The sequence below is a fragment of the Pseudomonas sp. CCI1.1 genome (genome assembly GCF_034348165.1).
Classification (GTDB): domain Bacteria; phylum Pseudomonadota; class Gammaproteobacteria; order Pseudomonadales; family Pseudomonadaceae; genus Aquipseudomonas; species Aquipseudomonas paracarnis.
The window spans coordinates 4,548,808-4,562,344 of record NZ_CP133780.1 but is presented as its reverse complement, the minus strand read 5'-3'; the positions used below and the strand labels follow the sequence as shown (position 1 = coordinate 4,562,344).

At 61.6% G+C, this 13,537-nt stretch carries 8 protein-coding genes; 5 read left to right on the top strand and 3 right to left on the bottom strand.

Translation table 11 applies throughout. The features are described from left to right. The first annotated feature begins 273 nt into the window (after positions 1-273). From RHM69_RS20680 to RHM69_RS20670, 3 genes are all read left to right on the top strand, one after another. Positions 274-3,147: a putative bifunctional diguanylate cyclase/phosphodiesterase gene (locus tag RHM69_RS20680; protein ID WP_014720553.1), complete on the top strand. Its 2,874-nt coding sequence runs from the start codon at positions 274-276 to the stop codon at positions 3,145-3,147. A 162-nt stretch (positions 3,148-3,309) separates the two neighbouring features. Continuing rightward, on the top strand, positions 3,310-4,176 hold the full coding sequence (gene hexR, locus RHM69_RS20675) for a transcriptional regulator HexR (protein WP_003177007.1): 867 nt from the start codon (positions 3,310-3,312) through the stop codon (positions 4,174-4,176). A gap of 205 nt (positions 4,177-4,381) precedes the next feature. Continuing rightward, on the top strand, positions 4,382-4,579 hold the full coding sequence (locus RHM69_RS20670; protein ID WP_020302818.1) for a PA3496 family putative envelope integrity protein: 198 nt from the start codon (positions 4,382-4,384) through the stop codon (positions 4,577-4,579). On the opposite strand, the gene RHM69_RS20665 is transcribed toward RHM69_RS20670, so the two are convergent. Next, on the bottom strand, positions 4,509-5,483 hold the full coding sequence (locus RHM69_RS20665) for a LysR family transcriptional regulator (RefSeq protein ID WP_014720552.1): 975 nt from the start codon (positions 5,481-5,483) through the stop codon (positions 4,509-4,511). The genes RHM69_RS20670 and RHM69_RS20665 overlap by 71 nt on opposite strands. A gap of 196 nt (positions 5,484-5,679) precedes the next feature. Here RHM69_RS20665 and RHM69_RS20660 point away from each other — a divergent pair, with 196 nt between their 5' ends. After that, complete coding sequence (locus RHM69_RS20660) at positions 5,680-7,095, top strand: acetyl-CoA carboxylase biotin carboxylase subunit (protein ID WP_003195732.1); 1,416 nt, start codon at positions 5,680-5,682, stop codon at positions 7,093-7,095. An 11-nt stretch (positions 7,096-7,106) separates the two neighbouring features. Further along, positions 7,107-8,915: a sodium-extruding oxaloacetate decarboxylase subunit alpha gene (gene oadA / locus RHM69_RS20655; protein WP_003195730.1), complete on the top strand. Its 1,809-nt coding sequence runs from the start codon at positions 7,107-7,109 to the stop codon at positions 8,913-8,915. A gap of 84 nt (positions 8,916-8,999) precedes the next feature. Here oadA and RHM69_RS20650 read toward each other — a convergent pair whose 3' ends face one another. Next, entirely contained in the window at positions 9,000-10,301 is a 1,302-nt protein-coding gene (locus RHM69_RS20650; RefSeq protein ID WP_014720551.1) for an autotransporter outer membrane beta-barrel domain-containing protein, read from the bottom strand. Between the two features lie 109 nt (positions 10,302-10,410). After that, the gene (locus tag RHM69_RS20645; RefSeq protein ID WP_200599364.1) at positions 10,411-13,377 is read right to left on the bottom strand and encodes an autotransporter outer membrane beta-barrel domain-containing protein; all 2,967 of its coding nucleotides are present in this window, start codon (positions 13,375-13,377) and stop codon (positions 10,411-10,413) included. Positions 13,378-13,537: the final 160 nt, after the last annotated feature.

Below are 13,537 nucleotides of genomic sequence, written 5' to 3'. Positions count from 1 at the left end.
CATTCTATGGGCCTTGGGGGGCCTGGGCAAATCCCAATGCCGGATGGTCGGTGCAAAACGCCTGCAGGCTAGCGACGCGGCGAACATTCTGACGGGGGTGATGACCGGTTGGTCATCGGCCGCAACCCGTGCCGTGTCTTGCTCAAGCGGTCTGGACCAAAGGTTTGCGGCCAATCGCAGCAGGTTTTTTATGACTTGTAGCAGTTTGGCCCAGGCGCTTGCTTGTGTATGCTCCGTCGACGTTTCGGGCTCACCATTATAAGAACACCGCCTATGACCCTTAGCACCGACCTGTTTGGCCCCTCGCCGGCCCCAGCACAGGTCATCCGTAAACACTATGCAACCCAAATCGCGGTTGAGCGCACGCGCCTGCTCTATCAGGGCTCGTTGCTGCCGACGCTGCTGATGCTGGTCAACGGCCTGGTCTGCGCCTGGTTGCTGTGGAACCCCAATCAATACCTGCTGGACAGCGTCTGGCTGCTCTGGCTGCTGGCCCTGGTGGCGATGCGCGTGATTCAAGTAGCGGCCTTTGACTCGGCCATGCCCAGCCGGCAGGCCCAGCCCGTGTGGCGCCGTATGTTCATGCTCGGCTCGGCGGTCAGTGGCCTGACCCTCTCGGCTGCGGCCATTGCCCTGGTGCCCACGGACAGTTTCATGCATCAAGCCTGGGTGTTTGGCCTGATCGGCGCCGCCACCTTGTCGGCCAGCGTTGCCTATGCCGTGAGCTTTTGGGCCTACCTGTCGTTTGCCTTGCCGTGCCTGGTGCCGGCCATCGTCTACCTATTCTGGAATGGCACACCGCAGCAACAAGGCTGGGGCGTGCTCGGGCTGATCCTGCTGGCGTCCCTGAGCCTGGTGGCGTGGCAGGTCAACCGCCTGATCCAGCGCGGGTTGTTGCGCCGTTTCCAGAACCAGGCCCTGATCGAGCATTTACAGCAGGCGCAGCAACGCAGTGAGCAGTTGAACCAAGACCTGGTGCGCGAAGTCGAGCAGCGCCGCGAGGTGGAGCAGAACTTGCGTGAAGCCCAAGTCGGCTTGCAAGACCGTGTGGCGCAACGCAGCCAGCAATTGGATGCTGCCAGCCTCGCCTTGAGTAAAAGCGAAGCGCGCCTGGCCATGGCCCTGCAAGCCAGTGAACTGGGCCTGTGGGACTGGAACCTGCAAACCGACGAGGTCCACCACACGCAACTCAAGGAGTTGTTTGGCCTGGAGCCCGAATACGTCACGGCGATGCTCAGCCACCTCAAACCGCGCTTGCACCCCGACGATCTGCCACTGCTCAAGCACGCGCTGGTAGAGCACCTCAAGGGTCGCAGCGAGGACTATCAGGTGGAATACCGGATACGTCATGGCGATGGGCATTGGGTGTGGATCGAAGACCGCGGGCGCGCCGTGGAGCGCACGCCCAGTGGCCGCGTTATCCGTATGCTGGGCACGCGTCGCGATATCAGTGCCAGCAAGGCCGTAGAAGAGCAGCAACGCCTGGCTTCGACGGTGTTCGAGGCGGCCAGCGAAGGCATTGTGATCCTCGACCCGAACTACGCGCTGATCGCCGTGAACCAGGCGTTCAGCCGCGTCACCGGCTTTGACATCGACGACATGCTTGGCCGCAACGTCGTGGAACTGCCCTGCAGTCGCGATGCGCGGCGCCACTTCCCGCTGATCCGCCAGGCATTGCTCAGCCACGGCACCTGGCAGGGCGAATTGGTGGAGACGCGCAAGAACGGCGAACTGTACCCGCAGTGGCTACAACTGAACGTGGTGCGCGATGTGCGGGGAAACGTCAGTCATATCGTAGGCTTCTTCGCCGATCTGTCCGCCCGGCGCGAGTCGGAGGAGCGCATGCGCTACCTCACCCACTATGACGAGTTGACGGGCCTGGCCAACCGTTCGCTGTTTCGCGAACGGCTGCGCGAGGCTCACCAGCGCGTGCGCCAAGGCGGTCGCAGCCTTGCGCTGCTGCATATCAACCTCGACCGCTTCAAATTGCTCAATGACAGCCTGGGCCATGAAGTGGCCGACCAACTGCTGCAGAAAATGGCGCGGCGCTTGATCAACGCGCTGCCGGAGGCCGACACCATTGCGCGCCTGTCCGGTGATGAATTCGCCGTGTTGTTTGACGCCTATGGCAACCTATCGAGCCTGGCGCGGGTGGCGACCCGGCTGCTGGCGAAATTGCGCGTGCCGGTGAATGTGGAGGGGCATGAACTGGTGGTCAGCGCCTCGATGGGCGTCAGCCTGTTGCCGGATAACGCACGGGAAATTTCTGCACTGGTCAGCCAGGCGAATATGGCGATGCAGCACGCCAAGCATTTGGGCGGGAATAATTTCCAGTTCTTCACCGACAGCCTGCAAGCCAGCACCCTGGAGCGTTTGCAGCTGGAAAACCACCTGCGCAAAGCCATCGACGAGCGTCAGCTCACGGTGTTTTACCAACCCAAGCTGTGCCTGGCGACGGGAAAGCTGAAGGCTGCCGAGGCGTTGGTCCGCTGGGAGCATCCGCAGTGGGGCATGGTGCCGCCGAGCGACTTTATCGGTTTGGCGGAAGAAACCGGCTTGATCGTGCCGTTGGGTGAATTTGTGCTGCGCCAGGCCTGCTGGCAGGCCTGCGAATGGCAGCGTCAAGGGCTGGCGCCGATTCGCGTGTCGGTCAACTTGTCGGTGCATCAGTTGCGCCAGGGCAAGCTGGTCAGCCTGGTGCGCCAAGTGCTGGAAGAAACCGCACTGGACCCGCAATACCTGGAGCTGGAACTGACCGAAAGCCAGTTGCTCGACAGCGTTGAACACATCATCGCCACCTTCCAGCAACTGCGTGACCTGGGGGTGAAGCTGGCCATCGACGACTTTGGCACCGGTTACTCATCCCTCAGCTACCTCAAACGTATCCCGGTGGACTACGTAAAGATCGACCAGGCCTTTATTCGCGGGCTTGGCCAGGGGCGCGAGGATGCGGCAATCACCCGTGCGATCATCGCCATGGCCCACGGGTTGGCGCTCAAGGTAGTGGCCGAAGGCGTGGAGGATCAGCAGCAGCTGGATTTCCTGCGCGGCGAGCAGTGTGACGAGGTACAGGGTTACCTGATCAGCCCGCCCATGCGGGCCGAGGGGCTGGCAGATTTGTTACGTAAAAATGCAGATTTTTCTTAGCGCAGCGTAGGCCGCCTTTATGGCTACATAGCGCCTGCCCGCTGAATCAGGGGGGAGCAGGGCGATTTAGTGATGCATCACACGGGCAAAACGACAATTCTTGTAGTATAACTACAAGCTTGCTACATCCCTGGCGCCTGCCAATAACAAGAGTCCTGCCCTTTGAACCTGTTGCAACATATCGCCCAGTCGCGCCACCTGTTACGCAAATCGGAACTCAAGGTTGCCGATCATGTGCTGCTTGACCCTGCGGCCGTGATGCACAGTTCCATGGCCGACCTGGCCCACAGCGTGGGCATCAGTGAGCCGACCATCGTGCGCTTCTGTCGCGCCATTGGGTGCTCCGGGTTTCAGGATCTGAAACTCAAGCTGGCGCAAAGCCTGGCTGCTGGTGCGAGCTTCGGCCAGTTTGCAATCCATGAAGACGACTCCGTCGCCGACTACAGCCTGAAAATCTTTGACACCACCTTGCACACCTTGATGGAAGTGCGCGAGAAGCTCGACCCGGTGGAGCTGCAAAAGGCCGTGACCGCGATGTCCCAGGCCCAGCGCGTCGAGTTCTACGGCTTCGGTGCGTCCGGCGCGGTGGCGGCCGATGCCCAGCACAAGTTCTTCCGCCTGCTGCTGACCGCCGCGGCCTACAGCGACCCGCACATGCAGGCGATGTCGGCGGTGACCTTGAAGCCCACTGACGTGGCCATCTGTATCTCCCAGTCAGGTCGCTCCAAGGACCTGCTGATCACCGCCAACCTGGTGCGTGAAAGCGGCGCTTCGCTGATCACCCTGTGCCCAAGCCAGACGCCATTGGCGGAGCTCTCCACGGTGAACCTGGCGATCGACGTGCATGAAGACACCGAAATCTACACGCCGCTGACCTCGCGCATTGCCCACCTGGTGGTCATCGACGTGTTGGCGATGGGCGTGGCCATGGCCCGTGGCCCGAGCCTGGTCAACCACCTCAAGAGCGTGAAGCGCAGTTTGCGCAGCCTTCGCCTCTCGCCAAAATCCGTCAAAGCCCTCGACGACTGAGGGTCTGTGGGAGCTGGCTTGCCTGCGATAGCGGTCTGCCAGTTACCCTCTTCATTGCCTGATACACCGCCATCGCAGGCAAGCCAGCTCCCACATGGATTTGCGCCAGCTTCGCAAGATTCATCATCCTGTAACCCCCGCGCCGCCAAACCGTCATCCCCCGCGCCCATCCTGTACTCCCCGTACTCGCATTGGGAGACTCCAAATGACCCGGCCCTACGAAGACAGCAACAGCACCGTCAAGACCCGTCGTCAGCAGGAAGACCAGCGCCGCATGGCGTTCCGTCGCGCCATCGAAGATCGTTGCGAGGAGCGCCAGTTGCTCCAGAGCATCAGTGACTACCCGGAACTGCATTGGCAGGCACCCGTGGCTGCCCAGCGAAACGCTCAGCCAACGCGCTGATCTGCACCCGTTCGCTGCGAATAAAGCCCAGGAACGCATGGGCCACCGGTGACAGGCGTTTAGCCTTGGCCTGCACCAGGCACCAACTGCGGTACAGCGGCAGTTCTTCCACCGGCAGCTCCTTGAGCCCGCCGGTGGCCAGCTCCAGGTTCAAGGCGTGGCGCGTCAGCAGGGCCACGCCCAACCCTGCCGCCACACACTCACGCTGCGCCTCCGCCGAGGCCACTTCTACCGTTTGGGTGAAGTGCACGCGTTTTTCCTTGAAGTATTCTTCGCAGGCCAGCCGCGTGCCAGAGCCCGGTTCGCGGATGAGCAGGGTATAAGGCTCCAGGTCTTGCAGGCGCAGCGGCCCTTGCAGGCTCAAGGGATGATCCGGCAATGCCACGGCCACAATCGGGTTGTTGAGAAACGGCAGGAACTCCAGGCCCATGTCCTGGGGCACCATGGACATGATCACCAGGTCATCACGGTTGTCCGAGAGCCGGCGGATTACCTGGGCACGGTTGACCACCGTGAGCTGCAATTGCACTTCCGGATGCTGGCGCTTGAAGGCGGCGAACAGGTGCGGCACGAAATACTTGGCGCTGGACTCCACCGCCAGTTTCAGTTGGCCTTGCAGTGAACCCTGCATGTCCGACAGCTGCATATCGAGGTTTTCCAAGCGCCCGAAAATATCGCGGCTGGCCCGTTGCAAGGCTTCGGCGGCCTCGGTCATGTAGAGTTTTTTGCCGACATAGTCGAACAGCGGCTGGCCGACCAGTTCTTCCAGCTGGCGAATTTGCAGGCTGACCGCCGGTTGGGTGAGTGACATTTCCTCGGCGGCACGGCTGTAGGAACGCAAATCACACACTTCATTGAAGATCTGCAGTTGACGCAATGTCATACGCATCAATGACTTACGCATTTTATAAGCCCTTAGCTCTCCGGTCGTCCGGCCAACTATAAGTCTTTACTTATACACAACCCAATAATTATTGATTTTTGTTAATTCTCCTGTGCGCATAGTGTGTGTCTCGCGACTGTCATGAAACATTTGGTCACGCGCCGACCCGCCTCAAGCGGGTCGAAGAACGCAGCAATCGGCTCAAGGGAATTTCCAAGTGATAAAAAAGATCCTGATCGCCAACCGTGGTGAAATTGCCGTACGAATCGTGCGTGCCTGCGCCGAGATGGGCATTCGCTCGGTCGCGGTTTATTCGGACGCCGACCGCCACGCGTTGCACGTCAAGCGTGCCGACGAAGCCCACAGCATCGGTGCCGAGCCACTGGCCGGTTACCTGAACCCGCGCAAGCTGGTGAACCTGGCGGTGGAAACCGGCTGCGATGCGCTACACCCCGGCTACGGCTTCCTGTCGGAAAACGCCGAATTGGCAGATATCTGTGCCGAGCGCGGCATCAAGTTCATCGGCCCGTCGGCAGAAGTGATTCGCCGCATGGGCGACAAGACCGAAGCGCGCCGCAGCATGATCAAGGCCGGTGTGCCAGTCACGCCGGGCACCGAAGGCAACGTTGCCGACATCCATGAAGCCCTCACCGAAGGCGACCGTATCGGTTACCCGGTGATGCTCAAGGCCACCTCCGGTGGTGGCGGCCGTGGCATTCGTCGTTGCAACAGTCGCGAAGAACTCGAGCAAGCCTTCCCCCGCGTGATTTCCGAAGCCACCAAGGCCTTCGGTTCGGCGGAAGTGTTCCTGGAAAAATGCATCGTCAATCCCAAGCACATCGAGGCGCAGATCCTCGGTGACAGCTTTGGCAACGTGGTGCACCTGTTCGAGCGTGATTGCTCGATCCAGCGTCGCAACCAGAAGCTGATCGAAATTGCCCCCAGCCCACAGCTGACCCCCGAACAGCGCGCCTACATCGGCGACCTGTCGGTGCGCGCGGCCAAGGCTGTGGGCTACGAGAACGCCGGTACCGTGGAGTTCCTGCTCGCCGAGGGCGAGGTGTACTTCATGGAGATGAACACGCGGGTGCAGGTGGAACACACCATCACCGAAGAAATCACCGGCATCGATATCGTTCGCGAGCAAATCCGCATCGCCTCCGGCCTGCCGTTGTCGGTCAAGCAGGAAGACATCCAGCACCGGGGTTTCGCGTTGCAGTTTCGTATCAACGCCGAAGACCCGAAGAACAACTTCCTCCCAAGCTTCGGCAAGATCACCCGTTACTACGCCCCCGGCGGTCCAGGCGTGCGGACTGACACGGCGATCTACACCGGTTACACCATCCCGCCGTTCTACGACTCCATGTGCCTGAAACTGGTGGTGTGGGCGTTGACCTGGGAAGAAGCCATGGACCGCGGCCTGCGTGCCCTGGACGACATGCGCCTGCAAGGCGTGAAGACGACCGCCGCCTACTACCAGGAAATCTTGCGCAACCCGGAATTCCGTAGCGGCCAGTTCAATACAAGCTTTGTGGAAAGCCACCCTGAGCTGACCAACTACTCGATCAAGCGCAAACCCGAAGAGCTGGCCCTGGCCATCGCCGCCGCCATCGCCGCCCACGCAGGCCTGTGAGGAATATAACAATGAGCAAGAAGATCTTCGTAACCGACACCATCCTGCGCGACGCCCACCAATCGTTGCTGGCCACCCGCATGCGCACCGACGACATGCTGCCGATCTGCGACAAGCTCGACAAAGTCGGCTACTGGTCCCTGGAAGTCTGGGGCGGCGCAACCTTCGACGCCTGTGTGCGCTTCCTCAAGGAAGACCCGTGGGAGCGCCTGCGCCAACTGCGCGCCGCACTGCCCAACACGCGCCTGCAAATGCTGCTGCGCGGCCAGAACCTGCTGGGCTACCGCCATTACAGCGACGACGTGGTCAAGGCCTTCGTGGCCAAGGCGGCGGTCAACGGTATCGACGTGTTCCGCATTTTCGATGCGATGAACGATGTGCGTAACCTGCGCGTGGCCATTGAAGCGGTCAAGGCCGCTGGCAAACATGCACAAGGCACCATCGCCTACACCACCAGCCCAGTGCACACCGTGGAAGCGTTCGTGGCCCAGGCCAAGCAATTGGAAGCCATGGGCTGCGACTCCATCGCGATCAAGGACATGGCCGGCCTGCTCACGCCCTACGCCACTGGCGAACTGGTCAAGGCACTCAAAGCCGAGCAGAATCTGCCGATCTTCATCCACTCCCACGACACCGCCGGTCTGGCCGCGATGTGCCAACTCAAGGCCATCGAAAACGGTGCCGACCATATCGACACGGCCATCTCCAGCTTTGCCTGGGGCACCAGCCATCCGGGCACCGAGTCGATGGTAGCGGCCCTTAAAGGCAGCGAGTTCGACACCGGCCTCGACCTGGAACTGCTGCAAGAGATCGGCCTGTACTTCTACGCCGTGCGCAAGAAGTACCACCAGTTCGAGAGCGAATTCACCGCCGTCGACACCCGTGTGCAAGTCAACCAGGTGCCGGGCGGGATGATCTCCAACCTGGCCAACCAGCTCAAAGAGCAGGGCGCTCTTAACCGCATGAGTGAAGTGTTGGCCGAGATTCCACGAGTGCGTGAAGACCTTGGCTTCCCGCCGCTGGTAACGCCGACCTCGCAGATCGTCGGTACCCAGGCGTTCTTCAACGTGCTGGCCGGTGAGCGCTACAAGACCATCACCAACGAAGTGAAGCTCTATCTGCAAGGCGGTTACGGCAAGGCGCCGGGCACGGTGAACGAAAAACTGCGTCGCCAGGCCATCGGCAGCGAAGACGTGATCGACGTGCGCCCGGCGGATTTGCTCAAGCCGGAAATGACCAAGCTGCGCGGTGAAATCGGCGCATTGGCCAAGTCCGAAGAAGACGTGCTGACCTACGCCATGTTCCCGGACATCGGGCGCAAGTTCCTCGAAGAGCGCGACGCCGGCACCTTGGCTCCTGAAGTGCTGTTGCCGATCCCTGAAGCGGGCGGCGTGGCCCGTGCTGGCGGCGAAGGCGTACCGACCGAATTCGTTATCGACGTGCACGGCGAAAGCTACCGCGTGGATATCACCGGTGTCGGCGTGAAGGCCGAAGGCAAGCGTCACTTCTACCTGTCCATCGACGGCATGCCGGAAGAAGTGGTGTTCGAACCGCTCAACGAGTTTGTCAGCAGCGGCGGCAGCAAGCGCAAGCATGCCACCGAACCGGGCCATGTCAGCACGGCGATGCCGGGCAATATCGTCGATGTGCTGGTCAAGGTCGGCGACGTGGTCAAGGCCGGCCAGGCCGTGCTGATTACCGAAGCCATGAAGATGGAAACCGAAGTGCAGGCAGCGATTGCCGGCAAGGTGAGCGCTGTACATGTGGCCAAGGGCGACCGGGTGAATCCTGGCGAAATCCTGATTGAGATCGAAGGCTGATCACAGCCTTCGAGACTGACGTTTAATCCTCGGGGGGGCAGGTGCTCCCCTTTTTTTTCGCCTGAAATTCAGGCGTTCCCGGGCTTAGAAGCTCATTTTCCACTGGCCCATCAGGCCTTGTTCGTGGCCATGGTTGCCGGCTTGGCTGGTATAGGTCAGGCCGACGCTGTGTTGGGTGGACAAGGCAAGGTCCAGGCCTGCTTGCAAGTCAAAGCTATCGCGGTCCAGGGCGGTGCCAGTGATGGTGTAACCGTCGATCAGGCCTGGCGCATAGCGCGAGGTTTGGCGGACCTGGCTATTGACGTCGCCATACAGGTGCTTCCAGCTCGTACTTAGGTGAGGCGTGAGGCTCATGTTGTTGTCGAAGCGATACAGCGTTGCCAGGCGCAGGCCAAAGGTGCTGTTCAAGTTTCGCTGGGTTTGTGGGCCGACGTTCAATGCGGTTACGCCGCCGCTCTCTTTGAAACGGTCGCGCTGATAGCGTTGGTAGCCGAGGCCGACGAAGGGTTCGACAGTGGAATCACCGCTGCCCAATTGATAGCCGAGTTCGGAGAACAGTGTCTGGCTGCTGGCGTTGTATTTGCTTTTGAGCGAGTCGTGGTAATTGAGCAGGCTGACGCTGCGTTTGTTCTGCCCGGCATGGTTGCTGTAGATCGCCCCCAGGCGCAGGGCGAAGGGGCCGTCCTGGCGCACGGCGTAGCCGCCCAAGTGCCAGCTGTCCAGGTTGGCGGCATAACGCGGGGCATCGAAGTGGCTGGAGGTCTTGGCGCCCATGACACCCACCCGCCAGGCATGGTCGAGCGCCCAGTCGGCGCCCAGCAACAGGCCTTGGGTATCGTGCTTCAAGCCGGCGCTGCCGTGTTGTGCGTCTAGGCTGCCGCCGTTGCCCAGGCCTTGCACCCAGAAGTGGCCGTCGTCGTCAGTAGGCAGTGTGCGCAGGGTGGCGAGCAATTGGCGGCTCAGGTGCTGGGTGGTGGCCTGGGTTGCGGTGGCCAGGTTGGCGTTTTGGCTGGCGGCCAGTTGCTCAAGGGCTGCGCCGATCCCTCCGGGTTGCTTGCTCAATTGCTCAAGAGATTTTTGCAGCTCCTTGAGGTCTTCCGAGTCCAACTCGCCGGATGCCACCAGTTGAATCACTGCCGGCTCCAGCACCTTGGCGACCTGCAGGCCGTTGTGCGAAGTGGCCTGCTGGGTGAGGAATCCGTCGAAGGGCGGTGGAATGGGCGGCGCTTCGAACTTGGGTATAAACGCCCCGCTATAGTCGGTGGCGTCGTAGGGATGGTTCTCATAGGGCTTGTATTCGATATCGCCTCGCGCGTGGGCGGGCTGAAAACTCGCGGCCACTGCCAGGCCGATGACGATTGCGGTTCTTTGAAGTGTAAAGGGCATGAATTCCCAACCTCTGATGAATGAGGCCGGGAATTTAGGCGAGGTGCGGGGGGATAACTGTCAGGCTATCGACCACCGTTTTGCGGGAGTTGTCTCTAGTACGGTGCGATTAAAAACTCATCTGCCATTGGCCGGTCAGCGCATGGTTGCGGCTGTTGCTGCCCACTTCGCCGGTATAGCCCAGGCCCAGGCGATGACGGACGGATAAGCCTACGTCCAGGCCCGCTTCGAGCAACAGGCTGTCCCGATCCAGCGCACTGCCTTGCACATTGAAGACGGTGCCACCGGCCAGGAAAGCCTGGCGTGTGGTGCTGTCGACATCGCCATAGGTGTGCTTCCAGCCAACGCTGGCACGAGGTGTGAGGCTGACGCCGTTGTCCAGCTGGCTCAGGTGCGCCAGGCGAAGGCCGAAGGTGCTGCTGAAGTTGTCCTGGGTCTGGCCCTCGACATGCAACGCAGCGGCGCCGCCTTTTTCGTGATAGCCGTCGCGTTGGTAGCGCTGGTAGCCGAGGTTGGCGAACGGTTCTGCGCTCAAGCGGCCACTACCCATGGCGTAGCCCAGTTCAGCGAAAGCCTGCTGGCTGTTGGCGTCATAGTCGCCCTTGGGGCGGTCGTTAAAACCGTTGAAGGCCACCGTGCGTTTACTGTCGCCCTGATGCCCGCTGTAGGCCGCACCCAGGCGCAAGGCCAGTGGGCCGCTCTGGCGCAGGGCATAGACGCCGGCGTGCCAGCTGTCGACGCTGCCGTCCACACCGGTGGTGTCCAGGTCGGTCTTGGAGTAACCGCCCAGCACACCCAGGCGCCAGTCACTATCCAGCGCCCAATCGGCGCCGAGCACTGTACCTTTGGTGCGTTGGGTCAAGCCGTTGCTGCCGTGCTCGCCATCGAGCTTGCCGTAGCTGCCGATGCCTTGCAGCCACAGGCGGCCGCGCGCGTTCGGGTCATTGAGGTTGCGCACCTCGGCGGGCACGCCGGTGGCGGCCAGTACCGGCGTATCTTGGTCATTGAGCCCCACCAGCAGTCCCGCACCGCCACCCACCTGGTGCATGGCGGCGAGCATGCTGTGGCCCACTTGCGCACTGGCATTGAGGGTGGCGCTGGTGAGGTTGGCGGTGCTACTGCCCGCCAGTTGCTCGATGGCTGCCCCGGCTGTGGCGGTGGTGGTATTGAGCAGGGCGTTGTACAGCGGGTTGTTCGTGCCCAGGCCTGCCAGGCTGTTGGCGGCGCTGGCGCCATTGCCGGTGCTGGCGAATTGGTTGAAGGCGATGTCGTTACGGGTGTATGTAAGGCCGACCTGAGTGGCGCTGTAATCCAGGGTTGGGGTCAGGAAGGCGTAGTCGCTGGTGACCTTGCCAAACGTGCCATTGATGCTGCCGGCTTGCAGCACGCTGTAATGGCTTTGCCAGGGGTAGGTGCCTTCGCCGGGGTTGACCGCCAGGGTCGCGCCATTGAGGTAAGCGGTGCCGCCGACCTTGATCGGCGCGCTGCTGCCGTCGGCGTTGACGCCATAGGCCAGGGTCGAGCCGCTGCCCATGCGCAAGTCGCGGTTGATGGTGGCGGTGCCCAACGCGGTGTTGGTCTGCAGGGTGCCGTTCACCACCAGGCTGCCCACCGAGCCGCCGCCGGCATACACACCGCCTGTGTCGACCGTCACGTTACCGGTAATCCCGCCTTGGTTGACCAGCTTGGCACCGCTGGAAACCTTGCCGCCGTCGCTGAAATCACCCTGGCCGGTCAACGTCCAGGTACCTTGCTTGACCTCCAGCCATTCAAGGTTGCGGCTGTCGCCAAAACTGCCCCCTGCGACGTCGTCCAGGGTCAGTCGGTCGTAACCACTGCCGCCGTCCACCGTGCCGATAAAGCGGCTGCCGTTGCGCAAGATCAGCTGGTCATCGCCGCCGCCCAAATCCAGGGCCAGGCCATTACTGCCGCTGATGGTGCCGCTATTGATAACCGTGTCGGCATAGTTGCCGACGAACTTCACGCCAAAGCCATCCAGGCCCTGAATCGTGCCGTGGTTCTCCAGGATGGTAGCCGCGAGCCCCGGCCCGTCGCTGCCGTCGTCCACCAGGATGGCATTGTTGGCACCACTGATCAACGCGCCTTTGGCGTTGTAGAGAGAGCCACCGCCCAGGGCGATCCCTTCGCTGCCGTTGGCAAAGCCGTTCTTGTCGACACCCCCGGTGCCGACACCCTGGATGACGCCGTAGTTTTCGATATGGGCGATCTTGTCGATGTCCACGCCGTCACCGTCGCCATCCGGTTGCAGCCCGGAGAACGCGCCGGTGATGGTGCCGTGGTTGATCACAGTGCCGTCGCCATCGGAACCAAAGCCCGAGCCGTTGCGGCCGATCACCGTGCCGTAGTTGGTCAGCGTGGCGCCCTCGTCCGTGGTGATGCCATGGCGGCCACCGGAAATCAGGCCATAGTTGGTCACCGTCACGCCGCTGGCGGAGTCGATGTCCACGCCATCGAACTTGTCATCGCGGGAGAAGGTGTTGCCGGTGGAGATCTCACCGTAGTTAGTGATAGAGGCGTTGGCGCCAGTCTTCATGCCGTCGCTGGCCTCCCCGCGAATCAAGCCACCGGCACGGTTGATGATCGTGGTGGTGACGTTGCTGCTGCGCAGCGCATCCAGGTCCAGCCCTTGGCCGGTGGCCGAGCGAAGGGTGCCGCTGTTGTCGATCAGCACGCTGCCGCTGACAACGTTACTGTTGATGCGCAACGCATCATTGGCACCTTGAATCACCCCACCGGCAAGGTTGTAAATGCTGTACCTGCGCTCCCCGCTGACGTTCCCCGAACTGTCGATACCCCGACCGCCACTGGAGACCAGCTTGCCCGCGTTAGTCACCACCACCCCCGCACCGCGGGTGCCGTCCTTGAGCGTCACCGCCACCCCGGAGGTTGTAATGCTGCCAGGCGCCGACGTGGTCAACGTATCACTGCCACCCAGGGTTTGCCCCTGTGTCGTAGGCGTGTCGATCTGCAGGGTCTTGGCTGCGGCTGCTTCAATGAAACCGCCGCTGGCCAACAGGGTGATGGCGAGCGCGAGGCGTTGTGGACACGGGGGCATGCTGGGCGACCTTGTTATGGCAAGCGAGTCGACTGGTATAGCGCAAGGTCGTTGCAGAAATGTGTCGCAGTGATGACGGTCAAGTCGTATGCATTAAATTGCATATCTCCAGGTCTTTCCCCTCCATATCTGCATTTTAATGCATATATAAAGACACTCT

Bases quoted from the DNA above. Each gene is read 5' to 3' on its own strand.
- RHM69_RS20680 (WP_014720553.1), top strand. From the start codon at position 274: ATGACCCTTAGCACCGACCTGTTTGGCCCCTCGCCGGCCCCAGCACAG.
- RHM69_RS20670 (WP_020302818.1), top strand. From the start codon at position 4,382: ATGACCCGGCCCTACGAAGACAGCAACAGCACCGTCAAGACCCGTCGT.
- RHM69_RS20665 (WP_014720552.1), bottom strand. From the start codon at position 5,483: ATGCGTAAGTCATTGATGCGTATGACATTGCGTCAACTGCAGATCTTC.
- oadA (WP_003195730.1), top strand. From the start codon at position 7,107: ATGAGCAAGAAGATCTTCGTAACCGACACCATCCTGCGCGACGCCCAC.
- RHM69_RS20650 (WP_014720551.1), bottom strand. From the start codon at position 10,301: ATGCCCTTTACACTTCAAAGAACCGCAATCGTCATCGGCCTGGCAGTG.
- RHM69_RS20645 (WP_200599364.1), bottom strand. From the start codon at position 13,377: ATGCCCCCGTGTCCACAACGCCTCGCGCTCGCCATCACCCTGTTGGCC.